The sequence below is a fragment of the Enterococcus sp. DIV0691 genome (genome assembly GCF_051711145.1).
GTDB lineage: Bacteria > Bacillota > Bacilli > Lactobacillales > Enterococcaceae > Enterococcus_B > Enterococcus_B hirae.
The window spans coordinates 820,111-846,649 of sequence record NZ_JBIOLY010000001.1; the positions used below are offsets into that span (position 1 = coordinate 820,111).

Genomic DNA, 26,539 nt, shown 5'->3' on the forward strand with positions numbered 1-26,539 from the left:
TAGCATTGCCGTTTGTTTTTAAAAAACAGTATAATAAAACAGTATGAAAGGAGGATGGAGATTATTCAGACGGTTATTGGAAAATTAATAAATAAAATGAGTGTTGGATTACTGATTCTATTTCTTTCTGCTATTTATTTTGTATGGACAGCAGGCCTAGGCAATGCTCAAGCGCTTTTTTTATATGACAACAGTGCGCAATTTGTTACGTTTGGCATTGTCATTTTATTTATTTTAAACGTATATAAAGGACGAAGAGCTGACTTTATTTTTTTAGCAGCGGCAATGCTTATTTATTTTCTGTTTGATCATTTCCGTGAAGTAAGAGCAAGTTCTATGAATGTAGATCTTTTGATCCCGCTAATCATAGTCTTTTGTTTGACGGTTAAATGGATTCAGTTTGATAAGTTAGATCGTTCGATTTTTATTTTAGTATGTTATGTCTTTCTTGGCATTACGTTATACCGCATTTTTACTGAAATAAAAATTCCTGATGGTGAAAGTATTTGGTTGCCTGATAATAAAGTTTCCGATATTTGGATCAACACGAATACGATTGGTAGTACTTTAATGACCCTCTCCTTACTGATCAGTGGGTTTGCCAGTTCATTTGAGCGCTGGTATGTTCGGGTATTCGTTGGATTTCCGAGTGTGATTGCTGGGATTATTGGTATCTGGGTCTGTCAATCAAAAGGTGCTTTAGTTGCGATGATCGTATTTGTTTTACTGGATATTTGGCCAAAGCAATTGTACAAAGTAATACGAGCGCCATTTTTAGCCTACATGATTGTCACGATTTTTGCGTTGCCAGTTTCTTACTTAGCAGCTCATTCCGAGCATCTAAATCTCTTTACTGGTCGTGAAGAAATTTGGTTGAAATTCTATGAGACTATTTCAGAAAAAAGTGAACAAGTCTGGGTTGGAATGAAACCGTTCATTTTTCAACGTGGAAATCAATTTTTAGGAAATCACAATAGTTATAATTCATTTTTAAATCTATATGGATTGCTGGGTGTCATCATCGCAGGGGTACTAGTATTAATCTATGTAGGTCGATTGACCTTAAAAGCAGATTTATCGAATGGACAAGTAACCTTTTTATGGGCATTCTTTGCAGTGATGATCCAATCCTTTATGGAAGATACTTTAACTTCTTTTCCGTGGGTACCTATCATCTATCTGTTATTGGGAATGGCAAGTCACCGGTATGATGATTTAAAAAACGTTGCAAACAAGCGGAAAATAGCGAATCAACAAACGAGGGAAACGACAGACGGCTCTCTATCAAGAGTGGCACGCCGACATTAAATATTTAGATAAGAGCTAGTTGAAACAAGTTATTCTTGGGTCAGCTAGCTTTTTGCTTCATTGCAATTAAATTATTTCTTATGTAAAATAAAAATGTTAGCGTAAAGTTGCTTAATAGAAAATTAAGAAACTAAGAATATCACAGTCCGTGAGTAAAAGTGTGGTAAAATGGCACATGACTGTAATTAACAGAATTTGCTTGGAGGAACACAAATGTTTAAAGATCTGTTTTTATTTATGAAGGATATCTACCAGAATAGAAAGCTCTTGCTTCAGTTTTCAGTGAATGACTTTAAGTCTCGCTATGCGGGCTCTTTTTTGGGAATTTTATGGGCATTCATTAATCCTGTCTTTACCGTATTGATTTATTGGCTGGTCTTTGGTTTTGGATTAAAGGCAGCGATGACAGATGGAAAATATCCTTTTATTGTTTATTTGATTACGGGAATGATCCCATGGTTCTTTTTTTCTGACGCGTTTACATCAACGACGTTAGTTTTCAGAGAATACACTTATTTAGTAAAAAAAGTTGTATTTAATATCCGCATTTTACCAACTACAAAAATTTTATCGAATCTATATGCACATCTTTTCTTTATTTTCGTTGGTTTAGTGGTGGTTATTGGACATGGAATCTATCCAACCTGGATGACGCTCCAACTGATTTATTATTTATTCTGTATGTGTGCTTTTTTAACCGGCTTGACATGGTTGACAGCATCGATTCAACCATTTCTACCAGATATCGTGCAATTGATTACGATTTCTCTACAATTGATTATGTGGACATTGCCGATCCTTTGGAGTCCGAGTCAGTTCAATCCAGTGATCGTTCAAATCTTAAAACTAAACCCACTTTATTATGTCGTGCAAGGATATCGTGAGTCTTTCTTAGGACAAGCTTGGTTCTGGGAACACGGAATGTATACTCTCTATTTCTGGGTATTTACGCTAGCTATCTTCGTTATTGGATCTGCTGTGTTCCGTAGATTGAAACCACATTTTTCAGATGTGCTGTAAGGAGTATGAATATGACTGAATATGCGATTAAATTAAAAAACATTACAAAATCTTATAATATGTACGCAAAACCATCTGACCGTTTTCGTGAAGCTTTGAATCCCTTCAAAAAATCTTACCATGACGTTTTTTATGCGTTGAAAAATATCAATGTGGAAATTAAAAAAGGGGAAATGATCGGCTTTGTCGGAGAAAATGGTTCAGGAAAATCCACCATGCTCAAAATCATTACTGGCGTTTTGACGCCCACATCTGGAACAATGGAGATTGAAGGGAAAATATCTGCACTATTAGAACTAGGTTCTGGGTTCAACCCCGAATATTCTGGCTATGACAATATTTATTTGAATGGCATGGTGTTAGGTTTTTCTCGTGAAGAAATCGATGGAATGGTCGGAGACATCATTGAATTTGCTGATATCGGCGAACATATTTACCAACCAGTAAAAACATATTCCAGTGGGATGTTTGTTCGTTTAGCCTTTGCGGTAGCTATTAATGTCAATCCAGATATCTTGATTGTCGATGAGGCTCTAGCTGTAGGGGACCTTGAGTTCCAGTTGAAATGTATGGAGAAATTTACTGAAATCAAGAACTCAGGTAAAACGATCTTATTCGTTTCCCATGACATCAGTTCGATCCGCCGTTTTTGTGATCGATCCTATTGGCTAAAAAATGGTGAAGTAGTTGAATATGGGGATACCATGGATGTCACAACAAACTATGAAAACTTTTTAAAGAAAAAATCAGTCAAAACAGTTGATCGAAATAAAAATCAAATGGAACGTTTTGCAGCGCCTGACATCGTTGATGTACTGAGTGCGGAATTATTGGATAAAGAAAAAAATCCTGTTGACGTGCTTGATCAAGGCGAAACACTGTATGTCAAAGTAACCTATGAAGTAAAAGATGATTCGATCAAGAATCCTGTTTTAGGGATTGCCTTACGGACCGTCGATAATTTTTACGTTTGTGGTTTAAATACACTGTTGGACGGCATCAAAATCCCTTGGAAAAAAGGCAAAAATGTTTTCTATTTAGAATATGAAAAACTAGGCCTGCTAGCTGGTGAATATTATTTTGATGTGGCAATTTTTGAAGAAAATGCCACCGTACCTTTAGTTTACAAAACAAAATATATGAATTTATTTGTTAATGGCTCATATATTGGGGAAGGAATCGTGGTCTTAGACCATAAATGGGAAGAAGGTTATCTAGCCGATGAAGTATGATTTTGAAATGGACTTAGATGAACAAAGTAGTGTAGGGAAAATTGCTGCCCAAATTAAACCAGGCAGCAAAGTCTTGGAATTTGGACCGGGAAACGGCCGATTGACCAAACATTTAATCGGAGCCAAAAATTGTCAAGTAAGTATCGTCGAATTAGATAAAGAATTATTCGATTTTGTCAGTGAATTTTCACAAGATGGTTTTTATGGAGATATTGAAAGTTTTGAGTGGGCAAACTATTATGCAGGGCAAACCTTTGATTATATCCTTTTTGCCGATGTTTTAGAACATTTAGTGAACCCAGCTGAAACATTAAAAAAAGTGAGAGAATTTCTCAATGAAGACGGAGAAATTTTAATCACATTTCCGAATTTAGTCCATAATTCTGTGCTGATCCATTTATTCAACAATGAGTTGCCATGGGCTTCTTATGGCTTATTAGATGAAACACATAATTCTTTTTACACACACGAAGGTTTTAAAAAAGTGTTTGAAAAAGCTGGTTTATCTATTAATATTGAGGATTACCTTTACTTAGCTGTCGGAGACACAGAATTAAATTCAACTTATGAAGAATTACCCGAAGCAGTTCGCTATGAGTTCAAAATGCGACCTTTCGGAGAAGTTTATCAATACTTCTTTTCTTTGAAAAAACACACTGAGAATAGTCACATCTCACAACCACAAAATTCGAATTTTGTTCGAATGGTGGAAGTGATTCAAAAGACTGCAAACAAAGAAGTCTCCCAAAAATATCCTTTCAACAATTATACGGGAGAAAACCAAACATTGACTTTTCCAATTGCCGGGGATGTCGAATCGGTCATTTTTAAATTTGCTGATCAACCAAGTTTTATCGAATTTAGCGGGGAGTTGGCGGGGAACAAAATTGATTTCATCCAATCTAATGCAGTAATCAAAACACAAAATGATTGCTATTTATTTGATGGTGAAGTAACGCCACAATTTACTCTATTTGATGTCGCAGGTCAAGAATTGACGATCCATTGTCATTATCGGTTTATCGGGGAATTGACACAAACCATGAAAGAACTACTTGAGGCAGTCAAACCTTTAGCGCAGATCGAGCAACGTCTAATGGCACAAATCACTTCGCTGAAAAAAGAAAATGAACAAGTGCGATTGACAAATGAAAAATTAGATAACGAATTACAGATGACGACTGACCGTTATTGTAAACTGATAACTGAGGAAGAATTCGCAATTAAACCAAGAAACCGCAAGCTTCGATCGAAAGAAACAGCAAAGAAAATTCAAGCAAAGGCGATTTCTCTATGCGTGGATAGCAAGCATTGGGATCCAGAAACGAAAATTTTGACAATCAATGGTTGGGGAATTTCTAACGCACAACGTCAGCCGTTATCCTATAAGTTATCTGTGAACCAAGCACCATTTTTTCAAGCCTTGCAGTTTGAACGACCAGAAGTAAATGAGGCGGAACAATTGCCAGCGGGAACAAAAGCTGGTTTTGAATTGCAAATAAGATGTGAACGAGAAAAATCTTTTTTAATTGAAGCTGTTGCTGAAAATGGCGAATCCTGGTTTATCGAGATATAAGAACGAACTTATTTTTAATAAAGGAGAACAAAAGCTCGTGCAAAAAAAAGAGATTGCTGTATTTATAGACCGAATTACTCGTGAAAGAGCAACTGGGGATTTATTGATTGTTGGCTGGGCGGTCGATGAGGTGACGAAAGAAATTCCGATCATCAAAGTCGATAAGGACAAAGTATCTGCCGAAGTCACCAATGTTGTTCGTTTGGATATCAATCATTTATACAATCTGGATGTGAAAACACCAAGTGGTTTCAACATCCGATTATCTGGAAGAATGAAAGGTAAAGCGATTTTAGATTTCCAAACAAAATCCCATCAAAATGGGATCGCGGTGAAATTGAATGGTCGTTATCCGTATGACGATGGCCTTGAAACAAACTGGGAAAAGAAAAAAAGATTGCTTCAAAAAGGATTCAATTATGCACGGACACACGGAGTGAAAAAAGCGATCCGACGTGTCAAGTTTGAAATGAAACCAGCTTCTGTGGATTATACCGAATGGATCAAACGTCATGAACAGTTTGATCTCCAAAAGCAACGTCAAGATGCTAAAGGATTTGAATATCGTCCCTTAATCTCAGTACTTATGCCAGTCTACAATGTCGAAATCAAATGGCTGGAAAAATGTATTGATTCTGTTTTAAAACAAACGTATGATCACTGGGAACTATGTATCAGTGATGATGCATCAACTGATCCTAAAATCAGAAAATGTTTAGAAAAGTATCAAGCTAAAGATCAACGAATCAAAGTCGTTTTTAGAGAAAAAAATGGGCATATCAGTCTAGCGACCAATTCTGCTTTGGAAATGGCAACAGGGGAGTTCATGGCGTTGTTAGATAATGATGATGAACTACCGCCTTATGCGTTGTTTGAAGTCGCAAGCGTCTTGAATCAGCGTCCTGAACTTGATGTCATTTATAGCGATGAAGATAAGATCGATGCAGAAGGTCAGCGTTTTGATCCTCATTTTAAAGCGGATTGGTCACCAGATACTTTAATGGGCAATAATTATATTTCACATTTAGGGGTTTATCGTACCAGCTTAGTTAAAGAAATCGGTGGATTTAGAAAAGGATATGAAGGTTCTCAAGATTATGACTTGGTACTACGAATCACTGAGCAGATCCCAGCTGATCACATTTATCACATTGATAAAGTACTGTATCACTGGCGCACGATTCCGGGATCTACTGCCAGCAATGGTGAAGCGAAGAGCTATATTTATGATTCTGGAGTCAAGGCATTGACTGATGCACTCGATCGTAGAGGAATTAAAGGAAAAGTTCGTCCTGGACGAATCTCTGGTTTCTACGAGGTCAATTATGAAGTGCTGCAAGAAGACTTAGTTAGTGTCATTATTCCCACTAAAAACGGATATGATGACTTAAAATTATGTATCGACTCAATTATTGACAAAACAACCTATTCCAACTATGAGATCATTGTTGCTGATAACGGTAGTACCGATCCTAAGATGCAGGAACTATTTAAGGAATACCAGCAACGACTAAATGAACGTTTTATAGTGGAATTGATCGATATACCTTTCAATTATTCTAGGATCAACAATCTAGCGGCAGAAAAAGCAAGTGGCAAATATTTATTGTTCTTAAACAATGATACGGAAGTTATTGAGCCTGAGTGGATGACCAATATGGTTGCCTATGCGCAATTTGATCGAATTGGCTGTGTCGGTGCCAAACTTTACTACCCAGATGATACGACACAACATGCTGGTGTGTTAGTTGGTATTGGTGGCGTTGCTGGTCATGCGTTGAACAACTATGACCAAACACACTGTGGTTACTTTGGTCGGTTAGTCATCGATGTCAATTACTTAGCGGTAACAGCTGCCTGTATGATGGTCAAAGCCAGTGATTTTCATGCGGTCCATGGCTTTGATGAAACATTAGCAGTCGCTTTCAATGATGTGGATTTATGCCTGAAAATTTATGAGCTAGGTCGATATAACGTTTATGCCCATCAAGTTGAACTTTATCATTTTGAATCAAAATCAAGAGGCTATGAAGATACGCCTGAGAAGCAAAAACGTTTTGCAGGTGAGATAAAGAAAATGCAAGTGAAATGGCCAGGATATATCAACCATGATCCTTTTTATAACGATAATCTGACAAAAGAAGGAATTGGAGATTTTTCATTAAGACCAGATTAATTAAGAAATGAAAATAGAAACTATCATGCAATCAGTTAAGAAAGCATGGTAGTTTTTTTTTCGTAAAATGAGATATTAAAAGCAAGCGTTATAATTGTAGAGCAGTAGTTTTTTGTAATTCTGTTACAATTTGTTTATTCACTAGGCTTTTAAACCCTGCTATGGTAAGATAATAGGTGCATTATTTTGTGATTAGGAGTGTATATATGAATAAAAATGGGGAATGGAGTGCTGCAAGACGAATATTCATTATTTTAATGGATGTTTTGATGTACAATGTAGCCATATATAGCAGTTTCTTACTGAAATTTCATGGGGAAATACCCATGCGGAATTTTGAAACTTTTCAACATTCAGCAATCTTTATTTCTGTTATATTTATTGCCTTGAATATCTTATTGGGCGTATATGTTTTTTATAATCGAACGGTCAGCGATATCGTGTTTGTCACGGTTATTGGTCAAGTCTTAATGACATTGGGGATCATGGTCGTCACCTTTGCTGGACGCTGGTTTGCTTTCCCACGAGGCGTAATTTTATTGTCATTTGTGCTAGCGACCATTTTATTGAGTCTTTACAGAATATTAATTTATAAGTTGTACTTGAAAGTCAGTCGTGATAAGAAAGTCGTGATCGTTGGATCAGAAAAAGATGTGGCACCGGCCATACAAAATTTCAGTTCTAAAAAAAATAATAAGCATAAAGTAGAAGCGGTTGTCATCGATCACTACTATGAAAATGTGAAAAAAATGATTGATCAAATGGATATCGTCTATCTGGCTTCACATATTGAAGAAGCAGAAAAAGTAAAAATCTATCAACTAGTGACAAAAAATGAGAAGAAATTATTTCTCAATACGACATTTGAAAACTTAACGATGATCAATCCAAACATCATGAACTTTGAAGATGAAAGTATTATTGAAGCTTCAGGATTCAGGATTCCACCAGAATATGAATTATTCAAGCGGTTGTTTGATATTATCGTTTCGTTGATTTTACTGATCATAGCCTCACCTTTCATGTTATTAACTGCTATTTTAGTAAAAGTTACTTCACCGGGTCCGGTTATTTATAAACAAATTCGGATCACTAAAAATCAAAAAGAATTTTCAATCTATAAATTTCGCTCGATGACTGCGACTGCAGAAGCCAAATCAGGACCTGTTTTGGCTAAGAGCAACGATGCTCGTGTCACTCCAGTGGGTAAATTTATCCGAGCAGTTCGTTTTGATGAATTACCACAAATCTTTAATGTATTAAAGGGAGACATGTCGATCGTTGGTCCTCGACCAGAACGTCCTTTCTTTGTTGATCAATTTAATGCGGAAAATCCTTATTACTATTTGAGACACAATGTACGTGCTGGGATAACGGGTTATGCGCAAGTTTATGGGAAATACGTATCAGATTACAACAGTAAATTACGGTTTGATTTACTTTACATCAAGAAATATTCTTTATTGCTCGATTTAAAAATATTATTACAAACCATTAAAATTCTTTTTGATAAGATGTCTTCTCAAGGCTTGGAAGAAGATGAGAATGTTCATTCATTGGCAGAGATTGCTTTTCCAAAAGAGAAAATCTTTCGCTAGTTGAGAGGTAGTGAAAAATGAGTAACCCAAAATTTAGTATCGTCATACCCATTTATAATGCTGAAAGCACGATTGCTCGTACGATCGCATCTTTAAAAGAATTTGATTTTACTGATTATGAAGTTTTGTTAATCAATGATGGTTCGACAGATCAAACGGAAGCAATCATTACGAGACTTATTGAGAACGACCCTAAATTTCGACTGATCACAACGGCTAATCAAGGGCCTGGTTTAGCAAGAAATGAAGGGATTATGCAAGCCCAAGGAACTTACATCTTATTTTTTGATGCGGATGATACGCCGAAAAAAGAAGTTTTATCTGATTATGACAAGCTTTTAGCTAAACATCCAGACACCGATTTGATCGTTAGTTCGTTTATCTTTCGAACGATGGACGGAGAACAGATTATTTCAGAAAAAGAAAATTTAGTGACGGAGCATCATTATCAAAGTCATGATAGTTTTATAAAAGACATGTATCGATTAATGAACGATCAGTTGATGTATGTAGTTTGGAATAAATGTTATCGAAGGGATATTTTAAAACAGAATCAGCTTCTTTTTAAAGGATACAATAGCTGTGAAGACCGTATTTTTAATTTGCATTATTATAAATATTGTCAAAATGTCCTGATGAACCCGAAAATTTCTTATATCTATGAATTTGAAGGTGGCAAAGGAATCACGAATCAGTACCGTCCCAATAAATTTAGTACCTTCAAAGAGTTCTACCAATTAGCAAATGAAGTGACGAATGAAGTCGATAAGCCAGGAATGGCAGCTCTCCATTTAAAAGGAACGACGTCGGTCATCTTTTCTATCTATGGCACTTCGACACGGACAGCAAAAGAAAAAAAAGCTGAAGCAAAGCAAATATTAACGGATCCAACTATTGTTGAGGCGAAAAAAATTGCTTGCACCGACTCTACAGTAAAAAAAGTAACGAAGCAATTGTATAACCTGCCTTGTTCATTCTTTTTAACTGCTGTACGCATCGGAAGTTTTGTTGAAATAAAGATGCCAGGATTGATGGCAACACTAAAACGAGTGTATTAAATAAGCGACCGGAATAGCAGGGTGATATCATTTGCTTTTCAATCGAAATAAAAAAGCAGTGACAGCTGTCATGGCTTTATTCTCACATTTATAAAAGTGTTAGGATAAAAGTTTCTTCTAACACACTATTTATTCGAGTTTGGGTCTTTAGGTTTTCCTTTTGACCCACACTCTTTTTTTGCAAATTTAGACAGATTCTATTTCGGATAAAAAAATAGTTATGATAAAATAAAAATAGAGGGAGCTGTAAGTATGTATAGTAATGATCCTGAATTAAGAAATGTCCAGCAGGTAGTGTTAGAGATCGCTCAATATTTTGTCGATTTTTGTAATAAACACGACCTACTTTGTTATTTTTGTGGCGGTGGCTGTATTGGCTCTATCCGTCATCAAGGTTTTATTCCTTGGGATGATGACTTGGATTTTTTTATGCCTAGACAAGATTATGAAAAAATAAAAGAACTATGGCCAAAATATGCTGATGTTGAACGTTATCCGCTATTGGTTGCTTCTGAGAATTACAATGATCATAATTCATTTATGACCATCCGAGATGCAAATACCACATTTGTCAAAACGTATCAAGAAGGAATGGCTATTCCTCATGGTATACCGATTGATATTTTTCCTTTGGACGGTGCGCCTGAAAAAAGTGCGCAACGGAAAATCCAAAAAATGTGGGCGCTCGTTTATGCATTGTTTTGTTCTCAGGTTGTACCCGAAAAACATGGGGGAATGATGGCAACAGGTAGCAAGGTGCTTTTAAGTACGTTCTCTTCGCCCAAAATCCGCTATAAGATTTGGCGTTTTGCAGAAAAACAAATGAGTAAGTACTCATTCGGATCGACACCTTATGTCACAGAATTATGTGTCGGACCTAAATATATGGGAAATATTTACCATTTGGAAGATTTTAAATCAGCGATTGTTGTTCCCTTTGAAGAGACAAAAATGCCAATTCCTGTTGGGTATGACCGCTATTTGAAACAGGTCTTTGGTGACTACATGCAATTGCCCCCTGAAGAAGAACAACAGCCTCATCATGAAGCTGTTATTGTTGATACTAAAAAAGCTTACAAAGTAAACGATACAGTATGAAGGAGAAAAGAGATGAAACGGATTTTTTCTGGTGTACTTTTATGTACATTATTATTAAATAGTTCTATTTCCAATACTTATGCAATTGAAAATATAGCTAAAACTTCTCAATCTAGTCAAGAACAGAAGGCTATGAATGAAGTGGGAACTGAAGAAAAGCAAATGAACGACTCGTCTGATTCAGCAACACTTACCACAACTAACGATACAAAACAATCGGATAGTTCGACAACTACGGAAACATCTACGGCTGAGACTTCTTCGACAGAATCCAGTATGACCAGCAGCTCGACAATCCCCACTCAAGAAAGTACCAGCACTTCGGGTTCCGAGACCACCAATTCTACGAGTGATTCTATCCAGGACCAGACAGATGCCAATCAAGTTGATCCAAGAGAAGATGCTGAACTCGGGAAAAGAGGGACAAATCATAAAAAAGGTACTTATGCCATGCAACCGTCTGGAAATCAGTATGGGATTATGTCGAGAACGCTGCATCCTGATAATGTATATGCAGATAATCCCAATTTACCAAGAAAAGACTTCATTGATGTCGCTAGTTGGAATGGGACAATCTCTGTTGCTGAGTATCAAAAAATTAAAAGTTACGGGGTTACGGGAGTAACCGTCAAGCTCACCGAAGGAACATCATATACTAACCCGTATGCGCAAAGCCAAATCAACAATGCTAAAGCTGCGGGGCTCAGTGTGTCTGCTTATCATTACAGCGTGTATACATCTGTTCAAACAGCTCAGGCAGAGGCAAAATATTTTGCACAAGCAGCGTCAAAATTAGGTTTGCCCAAAAATACGATCATGTTTGATGATGCAGAAGATCCGCACTTGATTTCCGAAGGACGTGATACACAAAAAAATGCTTTGGCTTTCAATCAACAACTAAAAAATCTTGGGTATTCTAATGCTGCACTATATCTTAGTAGAGGTTGGCTAGATAGTGGGTACATCAATCCTGCTCCCTTTAATAAAGAACGTATATGGGTCGCACAATATCCTTATACACCAACACAATCGATGCAGTGGAACAATGATTATGGTGCTTGGCAGTGGTCGTCTCAAATGTTTTTCCCAGGTTTGGCAAATTATCAATCTCGTCCTTTTGACATGTCGATGATTTACAGTTCTTTTTTTGGAACACCAAATACAGGAACCGGACCTGACCTAAATAAATATTATACGACAAATCCTGGAAGAGTCATCGTCAAGAAGGATGATTGTTTTTACAATGATGTGAATTTTACCAGTCCTGGAATGACTGTTAAGGAAAATACTTTAGTTACTGTGAAAAGTATTCAAACAACCGCTAGTGGGATTCCACGCTTATTTACAGATCACGGTTATTTAACAGCAAATAAATCATATGTTGTAGCGGCTCAAAGCAATATTGATTCTTATTTTACAACGAATCCTAAAAAAGTCCGTTTGAAGACAGATGATTATTTTTATGCAGATACAGCTTTTACCCAGCGTTTGAATAAAGTCACGAAAGGTACAGTGGTGGAAGTAGAAAGCTTAGCTTACACGGACTCTGGTATTTTCCGATTAAAAACAAAAAATGGCTATTTGACTGCGAATAAAAATTTGGTCGAACAGTATCGTGATATCTCTGATATGTACTATATGACAAATCCAGGACAAGTCATTGCTCAGACAAATGATCGTTTTTACCAAGATGTCGAGTTTACAAAACCAGGAGAATCAGTCTCAGCTGGTACGGTCATCAAAGTAACGGGAATTGAAAAAACAAAGAGTGGGATACCTCGATTAAAAACAAATAAAGGCTTTTATACAGCAAATAGAGACTACGTGATCGCAACTGTAGCATCAATTGATAATTACTATACGAAAAACCCTGTTCGAATCGTCATGAAAGCCAATGATACTTACTATCGAGACACAGACTTTCTCCATAAAGGAAAAGCAGTGACGAAAGGGTCGCTTGTATCTGTTACAGGTGTCGTATACCGTGAAGGTCAAGTACCACGATTGCTTACGCCCGATGGCTATTTGACGGCTAATAAAGAGTATGTGCAAGAAGTGCCAGATAATATCTCAAACTATTATTATAGTAATCCAGGATATGTGGTCATGAAGACAAATGATACGTATTATCATGATGTCAATTTCAGTCAAAAAGGGGATGCAGTCTCTAAAAATGAATTGATTGAAGTGCAAAATGTGGTATTTACAAGTGGTGGAATCCCACGGTTAAAAACGGCAAAAGGCTATTTGACAGCTAATAGAGGTTATGTAACACAATTAGTGAGTGACAGTGATAATTACTTTATCGAAAATCCAAGAAAAATTGTTATGTTGAGGGATGATCGCTATTATTCTGACATAGACTTTAAACAACCAAGTACCGCAATTGCGAAAGGTACGGTGATCGATGTCTTAGGTATCGAGTATACAGCTGGCGGAATCCCACGATTAAAAACCAATAAGGGATATGTTACAGCTAATAAAGGGTATGTTACAGCTGCTGCGAATGCAAATGATAATTATTTTGTGACGAATCCTAAAAGAGTTCAACTGTTGATGAATGATTACTACTATAAAGATCTCAGTTTTACGCAAAAAGGAGCAGCAATTAGCAAAGGAACGATCGTAGAGATCCAATCAATCGAATATACTCCATCAGGACTTCCACGATTAAAAACAGCTGATGGTTATGTGACTGCAAATAAAAAGTATGTTCAAAAAGTAAACTAAAAATAAATAAATCAACACATCAATCGAATGTTCTATCATTCTTTTGATGTGTTGTTTTTTTGTATAATACTTATATTTCACCGAGGCTCAGTGGAAAACATTGAAAGTTATTGGCAGTTGTGAGAAAATGTAAAAGGTTAAATATGGTTTTTATTGAACGGATAGTGAAATAATAGGCAAGTTTTCAATACCTATTTAGTATAAATACACATAAAAGAAAGGAATTTATCTCATATGATTACAGCTATAATTATTGCCGGTGGCGTTGGCAAACGAATGGGGCAGGATATACCAAAACAATTTATTAATATCGAGGGGAAGCCCATCATTATTTATACATTGGAGTCATTCCAACACCATCCACAGATTGATCGAATTCTTGTTGTATGTAAATCAGGTTGGGAAGAAACCATGTGGGCTTATATCAAAGAGTTCAATATCAGTAAAGTCCAATGGGTGATTACTGGCGGATCTAAAGGACAAGAATCAATCAATAACGGTGTACAATTTTTAAAAGATTATTCAGAGGATGATGACACAATTATCATTCATGACGGTATCCGTCCATTGGTGGATGAACTCGTCCTATCAGATGTGATTGTGAAATGTAAGGAATATGGAAATGGTGTGACTTCATTACCGTATAATGAACAGATTTTTATTAAGAAAACCGAAGAAACGACACAACAATATGTGGATCGTAATACGTTACGACGTGTTTCAACTCCACAAGCATACCAATATGGTAAATTACTTTCTGCTTATAATCGGGCGGTCAAAGAAAATATTGGAATGACAGACTCATCTTATACCAATACGATGATGGTGGACTTAGGTGAAACCTTGTATTTTGCGGCTGGTTCTGATAAAAATATCAAATTGACCACAACCGATGATTTAGAGCTTTTCAAAGCATATTTAAAAATGAAAGATTAGGTGAAGAGGATGTCTTTAATAAATAATCCACTATATAAAGATGATTTGCTGAAGGTAGTCGAACATACTCCTGATTTAAAAAGTTTGGATGGTCAATCTTTACTCATGATTGGTGCCTCAGGTATGATTGGTTCTTTTTTAGTCGATACGTTAATGTTAGCAAACCAGTATTTAGGGGTTAATATTAAAGTATATGCAATGGGAAGAAATCGTCAAAGATTGGAAGAACGATTCTCTCCGTATATCTCTGATCAAAATTTTGAGATCATCGAAGGAGACGTGACAGATCCGTTGCCTTTTTCTATTAAGGCTGACTATATCATCCACGGTGCAAGCAATACCCATCCAAAAGCTTATGCAACCGATCCAATTGGCACGATTATGACGAATCTTGCTGGTACAGAACAAGTATTGAAACATGCTGTAGCAACAGAACCGAAAAGAGTGCTTTTCCTTTCAACTGTAGAGATCTATGGCGAAAATCGTGGAGACGTTGAAAAGTTTTCGGAAGATTATTGTGGTTATATTGATTGCAATACTTTACGTGCCGGCTATCCGGAAGGTAAGAGAGTCAGTGAGTCCCTTTGTCAGGCATATATTGCGAAGCATCAATTAGATATTGTGATTCCAAGATTATGCCGTACATTTGGCCCAACGATGTTGTTATCTGACTCTAAGGCTTCTTCTCAATTTATCTTGAATGCAGTGCATGAAGAAGATATTGTATTAAAGAGTGAAGGAAACCAGTATTTTTCCTATATTTATGTAGGTGATGCTGTTTCAGCGATGCTTCATCTCCTTATTCACGGTCAGATTGGAGAAGCTTATAATATCTCTAATGACAGTTTTGATTTGCATCTAAAAGAGCTTGCTCAAAAACTTGCTGAAATTAGTGGGAAGCAAGTCATTTTTGAATTACCTGATGCAATTGAACAACAAGGCTTTTCTAAAGCAAATACGGCTATTTTAAATAATGAAAAAATTAAAGATACTGGCTGGTTCCCGATCTTTAGTCTAGAAGAATCACTGAAGCATACAGTACAGTTAGTTAAGGATGAAATACATGTGTGAAATTAGTATCATCGTACCTGTTTATAAAGTTGAAAAATATTTAAAAAAATGTGTAGATTCCATTCTCGCTCAGACTTTTTCCGATTTTGAACTGATTTTAGTGGATGACGGTTCACCTGATAATAGTGGACGTATTTGTGATGACTATGCAAAGAAGGATGCTCGTGTACGGGTCGTCCACAAACAAAATGGTGGATTGAGTAGCGCAAGAAACGCGGGAATCGAAGTAGCCAAAGGAAAATATTTGGGCTTTGTTGACAGTGACGACTATATCGCAGAAGATATGTATGAACTTTTATATAAAGCAATCATCAAGGAAGAGGCAGACTTATCGATCTGTGGTATTTATGATGTCTACGAGGGAAAAGATCCGATAATCAAACCCACAATCAAAAAAACAGTAACCGCTGAAGAAGCGTTATTATTAATTTTACAAGGAAATATCATCTCTGTTCATGCAGTGAACAAACTCTATAAGCGAGAACTGTTTTCAACTATCCGCTATCCAGAGGGAAAATATCATGAAGATTCTTTTATTATTGTAGATTTATTGAATCAATGCCACAAAGTAGCCATTGACTCTGAACAAAAGTACTATTATTATCATCGTCTTGGAAGTATCAATACAGAAAGTTTTTCAGAAAAACAATTTGAATTTATTGAAGCTTGGGAAAACAATGAAATAAAGCTCAAAGACCGAAGTCAAGAAATCAAAAAAGCAGCACATCAACGTGTTTGTTTTGCTAACTTTTTAGTTCTCGATAAGATTATAGTAGCAAACGTAACGGATCGTCCGGAAACAAAAGAAATCGTAAGTTATTTAAGACATAACTTTCGATTCATTATGGAGAATGAGATATTTACCAAGAGTCGTAAGTTTTCTACATTACTCTTAATGATTAGCTTACATTTATATAAGTTTCCAGTAGAATTTAGAAGGAAACATATAACTAAAACTAAAGATTAACCGTTACGGTGATTGATCTTTTATACTAATGGAGGATAAAATGTTTACTAAATTTTCAAAGCAATTCCATAGTATAGGACAAAAAATAGCATTGCCCTATATTGTTTTTTTTGAGCTTGTCTTAATCTGTCGGATGGTTAGTGTTTATTCCACACTACCACCAAAAATCGATTCCATCTTTTCGATGATTATCATGTTATTATCAGGAATCATTTTCCTTAGCCACTTTTTACCAATGATTCTCGAAAAAAAGAAAATAAAAATTGAATATTGGTTAATTGTTTTTATAGTGATTCTAGCAATCAGTACATTGTTGAATCGAGAATATGCTTTCACGGAAAACATCAAACTGATTATTTGGCAATGTATCTTTTTCTTTTGTGTATTTGAAGTGGGAAGAGAAAATAATAAAAAACTATTTACTGTGTTTGAAACGATTCTTTTAGTTGTTTGGTCTGCACTTGTCCTATTTTCTCTTTATTTGTTTTTTGCTCGTGTAAGTTTTTCTACGCCAGTTAAATCATTGTATTATGGCATGCGAATCGGTTTTTTTGAAAATCGTCTTTATGGGATTTTTGTTGATCCAAACTATGCGACAACTATTTCATTGGTTTGTATTATTTTTGCCCTTAGAAAAGCTATTTTTAATCAAAAGCTATGGGTGAAAGTTCTTTCTATTTTTGTTATGTTTGTTCAATTTAGCTATATTTCTCTCTCAGGTTCAAGATCTGGTATGATCCAATTGGTAGTTGCGGCCTTTTTTGGTGTTTTCTTCTTTTACTTATTTTATCAGTCGAAAAAAAATCAATCGTTAGTATTGAAAGTAGTAGGAGCAACAGTCCTAGCTGCGATTAGTTCAGCCGTTGTTTTTGGTGGCGTATCATTGATGAAAACAGGTTACGTCAATGTAGCAAACCGTGTGGAAATCACAAGTCCTAAGGTCGTTGACTTTTTTGAAAAAGATTCAGAGAAAAAAATTCCTGACGAAAAATTGGTCACTACCGAAAGACCGGATGTTGTTGAAAATAAAGATATTTCTAACAGTCGTTTTGCTTTATGGAAAAGTGCAACTGAATTGATGCGACTTGAACCCATTTTCGGAACAACACCAAAAGGTTTTGTGGCAATTGCCAAAGCTAAAATCCCAGAGACTCATATTGCTAAAACTGGGCAAACACCTCACAGTGCCTTTTTCTATCTATTAGCAGCAACTGGTATCTCTGGAACAATTGTTTTTGTCCTGTTTTTACTATCAAAAATGTGGCAGTCTTTGCGGATTCTATTTGCTACAAAGCAAAAAAATTATCTAGAATTTCTGATAGATAATCAAATTGTGTTGATCATCTTAGTCTCTAGTTTATTGATTACTGAAATTATACTAACTAGACGTTCTGCAACATTTATTTTCTGGTTGTATTTAGGAAAACTGCAATATGATTTCGATCAACAAAAACAATTGAACAGACTGGAAAAATAATTAAGGTAATAGGAAAAATCCTTGCAGAGAAACAAAGGATGCAAGGATATTTTCTATTATTGGTCAATTTGATGATCAAAGGCAAATAAATATTCCCGTTCGTTAGTAAAAAATTTAATTGGATATAGGAGACTTCTTATGAGAGAATTAACAATGGCAGAGGTACAAAAAAAAGCAGTTGATATTTTAGTTTATATTGATAAAATCTGTCGTGAAAACAACCTAAAATATACCATATTTTATGGAAGTCTGATTGGTGTTGAACGCCATCAAGGTTTTATCCCTTGGGATGATGATATTGATATCGTGATGCCCCGACCAGATTATGAAGAATTGCTTTTGATCTTAAAAAATGATACAAATTACAAGTTGTTGTCCTTTGAAACAAGAGAAAATTTTAGATATCCATTTGCAAAAGTGATTGACCCAAAAACTGTAGCTAAAACAAAGCAGTTTTTTAGTGGGGAAGAACCTGATTTAGGCGTTTTTGTTGATATTTTTCCTATTGATGGCATTCCAGATTCTGCTACAGAACGTCAAGCTCTAAGAGAGACAACAGAGAATTATCGTCTAAACTTAATGGACACTTTGGGATTAGCTTATGCTCGAAGCTTTGATTTTTTGAAAGCAGTCGTAAAATTAGTAGTGCGTTATCCTCATCATAAAAAATTATTGAAAATCGGCGATAATGTCTATTGGCAAAAAAAATACCAAGAAGCTGCTAAAAAAATCCGATTTGGAGATACGGACACATGTGGTTATTTAGAATGGATTCATATTGATTGGGGTGTTTTTCCAACGCAATGGTTTACTGAATATGAAGACGTCGAATTTGAAGGACACAAAGTAATGGCTATCAAAAATAGAGGAGATTTTCTTACATTGCGTTACGGAGATTACATGACAATGCCACCGGAAAATGAACGCGTGACACACCATCCGTATAACTTTTACGAAAAATAGCCTCTCGAAATGGTTACAAAAAGTAAGACGAAACAACAAAGTAGCATCTTTAATACTATATCTTAGAAGGAGTGAAGTAAATGCGTGAAAAACTGCAAACAACTGTTGTAATGGCTACATATAATGGCGAAAAAAATATTATAGAACAGCTCAATTCTTTGAAAAATCAATCTCAAAAAATTGATGAAGTTATCATAAAAGATGATTGCTCAACTGATCAGACAGTCAATATTGTACGAAAATTCATTGAAGAAAATCAGTTACAGGCTACCTGGCAATTGATTGTTAATGAAGAAAACGTTGGATGGCGAAAAAACTTTTTTAAACTGCTGGATTTAGCAAGTAAAGATGTTGTGTTTACTTGTGACCAAGATGATATTTGGCATGAAAAAAAGATTGAAGAAATGAGTCGTACTTTTGCGAATCAACAAGTTCAAGTTTTAGTATCAGATTATCATGAATTAGTAGAGCCAGGTGGTTTAGCCGAAGAGTTAAAACGGGTTGATACAGAAAAAATAGATGGACAATCAGAAGAACGAGTGGTTTTTAATGAAAACAACTTATTCCTAAGACGTCCAGGCTGTGTCTATGCTATTCGCCAAAGCTTTATTGCGAATGTGATGCTTTATGCTTCAAGAATGGAGAATGCAGTCCATGATATGTCCATGTGGGGAAGTGCTGTTTTAAGCAATGGGTTATTTCTCTTAAGAAAACCGTTGATTGAATGGCGTAAACATGGTCAAAGCTCTTTTAAAAAAGAAATTGACCAAGCAAACAAAGTAACAGCCTACCAAAAAAGACTAAATACGTTACGACGAAGATTGCAACGTGTACATGCAGCGAATAACTATTTAGCTAATTTAACTGATATAGATGATTTTGAGAAGAAACAAAAAATGCTCTTGTCAATGATTGATGAACTAGAAATGCGTATTGCTATATTAGAAAAGGAACAGTTATCAACAATTCTTGCTTCTTTCTTCCGCTATAAGCGTAAATTTTATTTTGGTACTGATATCTATCATCTTATAAAATATAAGTCAGGAAAGTGAGGTATCAGCATGAACCATAAAGCAAAAGCTGTCGCAAAAAATCTATATTATACCGTAGCAGCTAACTTTGCTACATTAGGTATTTCTGTCCTTTTAAATTTATTTGTTCCAAAATTATTAGGAGTGACTGAATATAGTTATTGGCAACTCTATGTCTTTTATTCTTCTTATGTAGGATTCTTACATTTTGGTTGGATTGATGGTATTTACTTGAAAATCGGTGGAGAAGAGTACAAAGACATTGATAAACGTTCTTTAGGATCACAGTTTTGGTATTTAGCGATATTTGAATTTTTTGTTTCGATTTTCGTTATTTTATGGGCTTACTTCTTTATGCCTGGAGAATACCAAGCACTGATCTTGATTTTGACAGCTGTTGTTTCTGTAGTGACTATCGTTAAAACATTTATTCTCTATATTTTCCAATCAACAAATAGGATTAAAGAGTATGCACAGTTATCAAGAAATGATCGCTATTTATATGTTGTCTTAATTGGTATATATTTTGCCACAGGTGGGCGGGAATTTTACTGGTTGATCATTATGGATATCATTTCAAAATTAGTGATTACAATTTGGGGAATGACCCGAATAAAAGATATGCTGCAAGTTAAAATGATTGGTCTAAAAGAACTAGTACCTGAAATCTTAGATAACATTAATATTGGTAGCAAATTAATGTTGAGTAGTATTGCTAGTATGTTAATTATGGGTACGATCCGTTTCTTTGTTCAACAACAATGGTCAATCCAGACTTTTGGTAAATTATCTTTTACTTTAAGTATCTCTAATATGTTTTTGACCTTTATCAATGCGGTGGGGATCGTCATGTTCCCGCTTTTAAGAAGAACAAATCGAGATCGTCTCTCTTCTTTGTTTCAAACACTAAGAGGTGTATTTGTTCCTTTGACGTATGCTATTTTGATTTTTTATATTCCAGCAAAAATCGTTTTAGGCATGTGGCTACCTGAATATGAAGTTAGTTTAAGATTCATGGGGATCTTATTTCCAATCGTTATCTATGAAGGAAGAATGTCCTTATTAATCAATACCTATTTGAAGACATTGCGTAAAGAAAAAACGATTCTAATGGTAAACGTCTTGACGTTGACCTTATCCTTACTTCTTTCTCTATTCGTCATTTTCATCATAGGGAATTTAAACTTAACTGTCGGATTAATACTTGCTAGTTTAGCATTCCGTTGTAATTTAGCTGAATTTTTCTTGTGTAGAGATATGAATATTAAAATTGGTGCTAAAATGTTTTTAGAAACCTGTCTAACTTTATTATTCATTTTTAGTAATCTTTGGTTTGATGGCACTTATATGAGTATGGTTGCCTATATTGTGATATATATCATTTATTTAGTGATTGTCCATCGTGGTTTTTTGAGCGACTTAAAAGATTTGCGATACTTAGTCAAAGATCATTAATATAAAGAAGACAGTGAGGGACTGTGACAAAAGACTTGTCACAGTCCCTTATTCTTGCAAAAGGTGATAGAGAAATACATTCTTGACCAACTTCTGCCAAGGCAATAACAAAGAAGCAGCGTTTAAATAAGAAAAATATTATCTACTATTAGAATATTTTATGCATGGTATGGTTTTCTTGTTAGACAGGAGATAACTATTGGAAAGGGAACAATTAGTCTATGATCGCTCTATTTAGGGCATATATATAAGATAGTATTCTCAGAATAAACGTGTTACACTAAACTTATCTTTTATGTAAATCAATAATTGGAGTGAAAATAGTGGAAAAAATATTGATTACCGGTGGGGCTGGTTTTATCGGTTCTACCTTAGCCAATCACTTAGGTAAAGAAAATGTAGTGATTGTTGTTGATGATTTATCAATGGGAAAAGTAGAAAATCTTGAGATGGATAGAAACATCACGTTCATCGAAGGTGATGTAGCGGATTCAGTATTGATGGAAGAAATCATCCGTGCCAATCAATTTGACTACATTTTCCATTTAGCGGCAGTTGCTAGTGTGGCAGATTCGGTTGCCCGACCAGTAGAAACACATCGAGTTAATTTTGAAAGTGTGCTGATGCTGTTAGAATTGATCCGGAAATATCAACCAAACTTAAAACGAATCGTATTTAGTTCTTCAGCAGCAGTTTATGGGGATGAACCAACTTTACCAAAAAAAGAGGAATCCATTATTCGTCCATTAACCCCTTATGCAATCGATAAGTTTGCAGCTGAACAATATGTTTTGGATTACTGTCATTTATATGATGTTCCAGGAAGTGCAGTTCGTTTCTTCAATGTTTACGGACCAAACCAAAACCCAAATTCACCTTACAGTGGTGTGATTTCAATCTTAGTTGATCGTTATAAAAAACAATTAGCGGGAGAAAAAACGTCATTTACTTTATATGGAGACGGTAGCCAATCAAGAGACTTTGTCTATATCGATGATGTGATCCAAGCTTTACTTCTGGTAGCTAACAAAGAATCGGCTTTAGGCCAACAATTTAATGTCGGAACGGGAAAAGCAACTACATTATTAACATTGATCCAGACGATTGATCAAATTTTAGAGACGGAATTAGCTTTAGAATATCAGCCAGAACGTTCAGGAGATATTCACGATTCATTAGCAGATATTTCTAAGATTCAGTCTATTGGTTATCTACCAAAATATGATGTATTAAGTGGTATGAAAAGCTATTTAAAAACTGAAATATAGTGAATAATAAGAGTCGACAGTTCTTATTCGTACACTTGAAAAGTGGATGGAACGAAATCTTAAACTTTGAGAAATAGAACTATGATAGTCGGCTAAATACAGTCGCCATGCAAAAGTCAGATAACATTCTAACTTTTGCATGGCGATTTTTTTAATAAAAAAATTTTTGAACTATGACGTACTTAATTTTTGGGACGATAATCTTTTTCGTTTTCAGGATTAATTTTCTTCTAATATCTTGGACCCTTCAATTAAATTATAAATTCGATTTCGCAAGTCTAGAGCAGTTAATTTTATTTTTTTATCTGATTGGTCGTTGCTTTCCATGACAACCGCATCTTTCAAATCACGTTTGAAAACAGCGACTGAATGGAAACGATTGATGTTTCCTTGTGCCAAAACATAATCATTACCACAATAGACACCACCACGATATGGGTGGCCAGTAGGACTGGGTTTCCATAATGTAAAAAGTAATTTCTGTGGGATCATTTTACCTGATAGAACTTTAGTGAAAAACGTATTTAAATCAAGCACCGACATACTGATATTTCCAGTTCCTAATTCATTATGGATCGCTGTTTGCGATTCAGTTAATGGCTTCCAGTAATCATCACTAGCAGACATTTGATAGGAAAGGGCATGATGCGGAGAGTTTTTGACTTGATCATAAAAAGCGGTCTGTTTCAAATCCAAAGGTTTGATAATCTCATTCTCTACTAATTTTTCATAAGGTTGGTGAGTTAAGTTGATTAAAATACCCGCTAAAATTGTAAAGTTTAATGGTTCATAACGATAAGTATGGTAGTCAACTAATTTTAGATGTTGAACCGCAAATTGAACGACTTCTGTATCTGATAATGGGGTAGTAGGTTTAGCTGTAGGTTTCAACCCAGATCTCATATAAAGTAGATCTTCAATGGAAATCTTTTGACTATTCGGAATTTGAGGATAAAACTTAGCCAATTTCGTATTCAAAGAAAGGTGTCCTAATTCTACTTGTTTGAGAATTAACAGAGCTGTCATCGCTTTTTGAATCGAACCAATTTGATAGTAAAGATAAGGGCTGTTTAACTGATCATTTTCTTTGTTCGCATAACCATAGCCACGCTCAAAAATCACATGATTATTTTTCTTTACATAAATTGAGCCAATGTAATCATGTTTGATTAACAGGTGGTTGATTTTTTCTGATAATTTTTTTTCTTCAGGTGTAAGCGATAATGTCTGTTTAGGTTTTAGTGAATCGAAATCATTTCTAGCTTGTTCTTTCGTATAAATACTCCATCCTATAATCATACCGGTGGAAAGTACGCTGATACTGAGCAATACTAGAATGATAGAGAAAAAAGGAAATGCCCCTTTTTTTGCATGTTTGCCTTTTTTTATCATTGTGTCATAAGGTCCTTTCATTTTCGCTAATAGTTAAAATAACTATTGTATTTATTGATATTAATTTTAATCTGTTTTTATTTGATTTACTACTTACAATTTTGATAGAATATTTAAATAAATTAATTCACGTCAATCAAAATATCATGTATAATAGATGAAGTTACGAAGTTGATAGTAAGGAGGAGTTGTTTTGTCAGAAAACAAACAACGTCCAGAAGAGAAAAAAAACAGATCAGACCAATCTGCTGAAAAGAATGCAGTCATTAATCAGAGAAAAAATTTGCGAAAAAAAGAAGAAAAAATCGTTGGTAAAATCATTTTAGTGATCGTTTTGACGTTGCTAATCATTGGAGGCGTCCTTGGATTCACTATTTACCGCTATGTGGATAGCGGGTTGAAACCATTGGATCCTAAAAATGATCAACTTGTTCAAATTGAAATACCTAGCGGTTCATCAAATAAACAAATAGGTGAGATACTCGAACAAGATCAAGTGATTAAAAGCGGCATCGTGTTCAATTACTATACTAAATTTAAAAATATGACTGGCTTTCAAGCTGGATATTATCAAATGGCACCAAATATGACTTTGGATGAGATCGGAAAACAATTGCAAGAAGGTGGCACCTCAGAGCCAACTAAAGTAGCAGATGGCAAAGTCGTGATACCGGAAGGATACGACATTGAACAAATCGCTGCTAGAGTAGCGAAAGTCACTGGAAAAGATAAACAAGAATTTTTAGATTTGATGAAAGATGAAACGTTTTTCAATGAGCTTTATAAAAAATTCCCAGATTTATTGGACAGTGCGAGCAAAGCTCAAAATGTCAAATATCGCTTAGAAGGTTATTTGTTCCCGGCTACTTATGATTACTACAAAAAAATGTCGTTGAAAGATTTAGTCGTTCAGATGGTAAACAAGACAAATAGCGTGTTACAGCCTTATTTTACAACCATCAAACAAAAAAATATGACGGTTCAAGAAGTCCTGACGTTGGCTTCATTAGTTGAAAAAGAAGGGATTAAAGAAAACGATCGTAAAAACATCGCCCAAGTATTTTTCAACCGTATCAAGGCAGATATGCCTTTACAATCAGATATCTCTGTTTTATATGCCTTGGGAGAACACAAAGAAACGGTATCTTATAAAGATACGGCTGTTGACTCTCCATATAATCTATATACGAACACAGGTTATGGTCCTGGACCATTTGATAACCCTAGTGAAGCAGCTATCGAAGCCGTATTAGAGCCGACTCAAAATGATTACTACTATTTTGTGGCAGATATCAAAAAAGGCGATGTTTATTTTGCAAAAACTTACGAAGAACATTTGGAATTAGTTGATAAATATGTCAATAATTCGTAGAATAGTATTTGTATCATCGACTATTTATTTAAAATAGAAAAACATTTACATTTTAGGAAAAGCGTGGTAATCTTTTTTGGATTATATTCCTCAAAAGATTACTTTTTGCGGTATTCCATAGATCAAGAAGGAGACGTTATACATGGTTGAGAAAGTTTACCCGATGACTCTAGAAGGCAAAGCCAAACTAGAAGAAGAATTAGAACAATTAAAAACAGTTAAACGCGGAGAAATCATTGAACGCATTAAAATCGCTCGTGGATTTGGTGATCTATCTGAAAACTCAGAGTATGAATCTGCTAAAGATGAACAAGCGTTTGTTGAAGGACGAATCACAACAATCGAAAATATGATTCGTTTTGCTCAAATCATTGACAATGACGGTGTTGATGCAGATGAAGTATCAATTGGTAAGACAGTGACATTTATTGAATTACCGGATGGTGAAGAAGAAGAATACACAATCGTAGGAAGTGCAGAAGCTGATCCATTTTCTGGTAAAATTTCTAATGATTCACCAATTGCTCAAGCTTTGATTGGTAAATTAGTCAATGATGAAGTAACGATTGCTACCCCTGGTGGCGATATGTTAGTTAAAATCGTTAAAGTAGAGCAAGCATAAGAAATACTTGAACAAAAATGAAGTTGTGACATCTACAACTTTGAGCAATAAGCCGAAGAATCAGAAAATCGTTTCTCCGATTTTTGGGATTCTTCGGCTTATTTATTTTTCTAAGGAATGAGTGTCCAGAACCATTTGACTTAGGACAAACTTTACATCTCAAGTCCTATAGTATATTTCTAAAAAAAT

20 protein-coding genes are annotated in these 26,539 nt (G+C 35.2%); 19 read left to right on the top strand and 1 reads right to left on the bottom strand.

Annotated elements, in window-relative coordinates; translation table 11 throughout:
• Nucleotides 1-54: 54 nt before the first annotated feature.
• The 17 genes from IGJ11_RS03765 to IGJ11_RS03845 all read left to right on the top strand — a co-directional run bounded on the left by IGJ11_RS03765 (nucleotide 55) and on the right by IGJ11_RS03845 (nucleotide 22,964).
• Nucleotides 55-1,308 carry an EpaQ family protein gene (locus IGJ11_RS03765; RefSeq protein WP_034698855.1) on the top strand — a complete coding sequence of 418 codons (1,254 nt, stop codon included), beginning with the start codon at nucleotides 55-57 and terminating at the stop codon, nucleotides 1,306-1,308.
• Nucleotides 1,309-1,521: 213 nt separating this feature from the next.
• Nucleotides 1,522-2,328 carry an ABC transporter permease gene (locus tag IGJ11_RS03770; RefSeq protein ID WP_063626787.1) on the top strand — a complete coding sequence of 269 codons (807 nt, stop codon included), beginning with the start codon at nucleotides 1,522-1,524 and terminating at the stop codon, nucleotides 2,326-2,328.
• An 11-nt stretch (nucleotides 2,329-2,339) separates the two neighbouring features.
• Complete coding sequence (locus IGJ11_RS03775) at nucleotides 2,340-3,560, top strand: ABC transporter ATP-binding protein (protein WP_010719738.1); 1,221 nt, start codon at nucleotides 2,340-2,342, stop codon at nucleotides 3,558-3,560.
• The gene (locus IGJ11_RS03780; protein ID WP_207433127.1) at nucleotides 3,550-5,136 is read left to right on the top strand and encodes a class I SAM-dependent methyltransferase; all 1,587 of its coding nucleotides are present in this window, start codon (nucleotides 3,550-3,552) and stop codon (nucleotides 5,134-5,136) included. Before IGJ11_RS03775 ends, IGJ11_RS03780 begins: the two co-directional genes overlap by 11 nt.
• 37 nt (nucleotides 5,137-5,173) lie before the next feature.
• A complete protein-coding gene (locus tag IGJ11_RS03785) occupies nucleotides 5,174-7,312 on the top strand; it encodes a glycosyltransferase family 2 protein (protein ID WP_063626791.1) in 2,139 nt (712 codons plus the stop codon).
• Nucleotides 7,313-7,518: 206 nt separating this feature from the next.
• On the top strand, nucleotides 7,519-8,910 hold the full coding sequence (locus IGJ11_RS03790; RefSeq protein WP_010738174.1) for a sugar transferase: 1,392 nt from the start codon (nucleotides 7,519-7,521) through the stop codon (nucleotides 8,908-8,910).
• Nucleotides 8,911-8,927: 17 nt separating this feature from the next.
• Nucleotides 8,928-9,968 carry a glycosyltransferase family 2 protein gene (locus tag IGJ11_RS03795; protein ID WP_010738173.1) on the top strand — a complete coding sequence of 347 codons (1,041 nt, stop codon included), beginning with the start codon at nucleotides 8,928-8,930 and terminating at the stop codon, nucleotides 9,966-9,968.
• Between the two features lie 252 nt (nucleotides 9,969-10,220).
• Nucleotides 10,221-11,066, top strand: a complete 846-nt coding sequence (locus tag IGJ11_RS03800) for a LicD family protein (protein ID WP_207433129.1) — start codon at nucleotides 10,221-10,223, stop codon at nucleotides 11,064-11,066.
• A gap of 12 nt (nucleotides 11,067-11,078) precedes the next feature.
• Nucleotides 11,079-13,796 carry a DUF5776 domain-containing protein gene (locus IGJ11_RS03805; protein WP_207433132.1) on the top strand — a complete coding sequence of 906 codons (2,718 nt, stop codon included), beginning with the start codon at nucleotides 11,079-11,081 and terminating at the stop codon, nucleotides 13,794-13,796.
• Between the two features lie 234 nt (nucleotides 13,797-14,030).
• Nucleotides 14,031-14,732 (top strand): IspD/TarI family cytidylyltransferase, encoded by a 702-nt coding sequence (locus IGJ11_RS03810; protein ID WP_010719731.1) that lies wholly within the window; start codon nucleotides 14,031-14,033, stop codon nucleotides 14,730-14,732.
• Between the two features lie 9 nt (nucleotides 14,733-14,741).
• On the top strand, nucleotides 14,742-15,803 hold the full coding sequence (locus IGJ11_RS03815; protein ID WP_010719730.1) for an NAD-dependent epimerase/dehydratase family protein: 1,062 nt from the start codon (nucleotides 14,742-14,744) through the stop codon (nucleotides 15,801-15,803).
• The gene (locus IGJ11_RS03820; RefSeq protein ID WP_010719729.1) at nucleotides 15,796-16,770 is read left to right on the top strand and encodes a glycosyltransferase family 2 protein; all 975 of its coding nucleotides are present in this window, start codon (nucleotides 15,796-15,798) and stop codon (nucleotides 16,768-16,770) included. Before IGJ11_RS03815 ends, IGJ11_RS03820 begins: the two co-directional genes overlap by 8 nt.
• Before the next feature lie 40 nt (nucleotides 16,771-16,810).
• Nucleotides 16,811-18,247: an O-antigen ligase family protein gene (locus IGJ11_RS03825; protein ID WP_094940979.1), complete on the top strand. Its 1,437-nt coding sequence runs from the start codon at nucleotides 16,811-16,813 to the stop codon at nucleotides 18,245-18,247.
• Between the two features lie 138 nt (nucleotides 18,248-18,385).
• Nucleotides 18,386-19,210 carry a LicD family protein gene (locus IGJ11_RS03830; protein ID WP_034698873.1) on the top strand — a complete coding sequence of 275 codons (825 nt, stop codon included), beginning with the start codon at nucleotides 18,386-18,388 and terminating at the stop codon, nucleotides 19,208-19,210.
• Between the two features lie 80 nt (nucleotides 19,211-19,290).
• Nucleotides 19,291-20,262 carry a glycosyltransferase gene (locus IGJ11_RS03835; protein ID WP_096709483.1) on the top strand — a complete coding sequence of 324 codons (972 nt, stop codon included), beginning with the start codon at nucleotides 19,291-19,293 and terminating at the stop codon, nucleotides 20,260-20,262.
• Nucleotides 20,263-20,271: 9 nt separating this feature from the next.
• On the top strand, nucleotides 20,272-21,696 hold the full coding sequence (locus IGJ11_RS03840; protein WP_010738167.1) for a lipopolysaccharide biosynthesis protein: 1,425 nt from the start codon (nucleotides 20,272-20,274) through the stop codon (nucleotides 21,694-21,696).
• Nucleotides 21,697-22,019: 323 nt separating this feature from the next.
• Nucleotides 22,020-22,964, top strand: coding sequence for an NAD-dependent epimerase/dehydratase family protein (locus IGJ11_RS03845; protein ID WP_010719724.1), 945 nt, complete (start codon nucleotides 22,020-22,022; stop codon nucleotides 22,962-22,964).
• 219 nt (nucleotides 22,965-23,183) lie between these two features.
• On the opposite strand, the gene IGJ11_RS03850 is transcribed toward IGJ11_RS03845, so the two are convergent.
• The gene (locus tag IGJ11_RS03850; RefSeq protein ID WP_411860197.1) at nucleotides 23,184-24,353 is read right to left on the bottom strand and encodes a serine hydrolase domain-containing protein; all 1,170 of its coding nucleotides are present in this window, start codon (nucleotides 24,351-24,353) and stop codon (nucleotides 23,184-23,186) included.
• A 196-nt stretch (nucleotides 24,354-24,549) separates the two neighbouring features.
• Here IGJ11_RS03850 and mltG point away from each other — a divergent pair, with 196 nt between their 5' ends.
• Together mltG and greA are read left to right on the top strand one after the other, a co-directional pair.
• Nucleotides 24,550-25,728 carry an endolytic transglycosylase MltG gene (gene mltG / locus IGJ11_RS03855; protein WP_010738164.1) on the top strand — a complete coding sequence of 393 codons (1,179 nt, stop codon included), beginning with the start codon at nucleotides 24,550-24,552 and terminating at the stop codon, nucleotides 25,726-25,728.
• Between the two features lie 142 nt (nucleotides 25,729-25,870).
• On the top strand, nucleotides 25,871-26,350 hold the full coding sequence (gene greA, locus IGJ11_RS03860) for a transcription elongation factor GreA (RefSeq protein WP_010719721.1): 480 nt from the start codon (nucleotides 25,871-25,873) through the stop codon (nucleotides 26,348-26,350).
• Nucleotides 26,351-26,539: the final 189 nt, after the last annotated feature.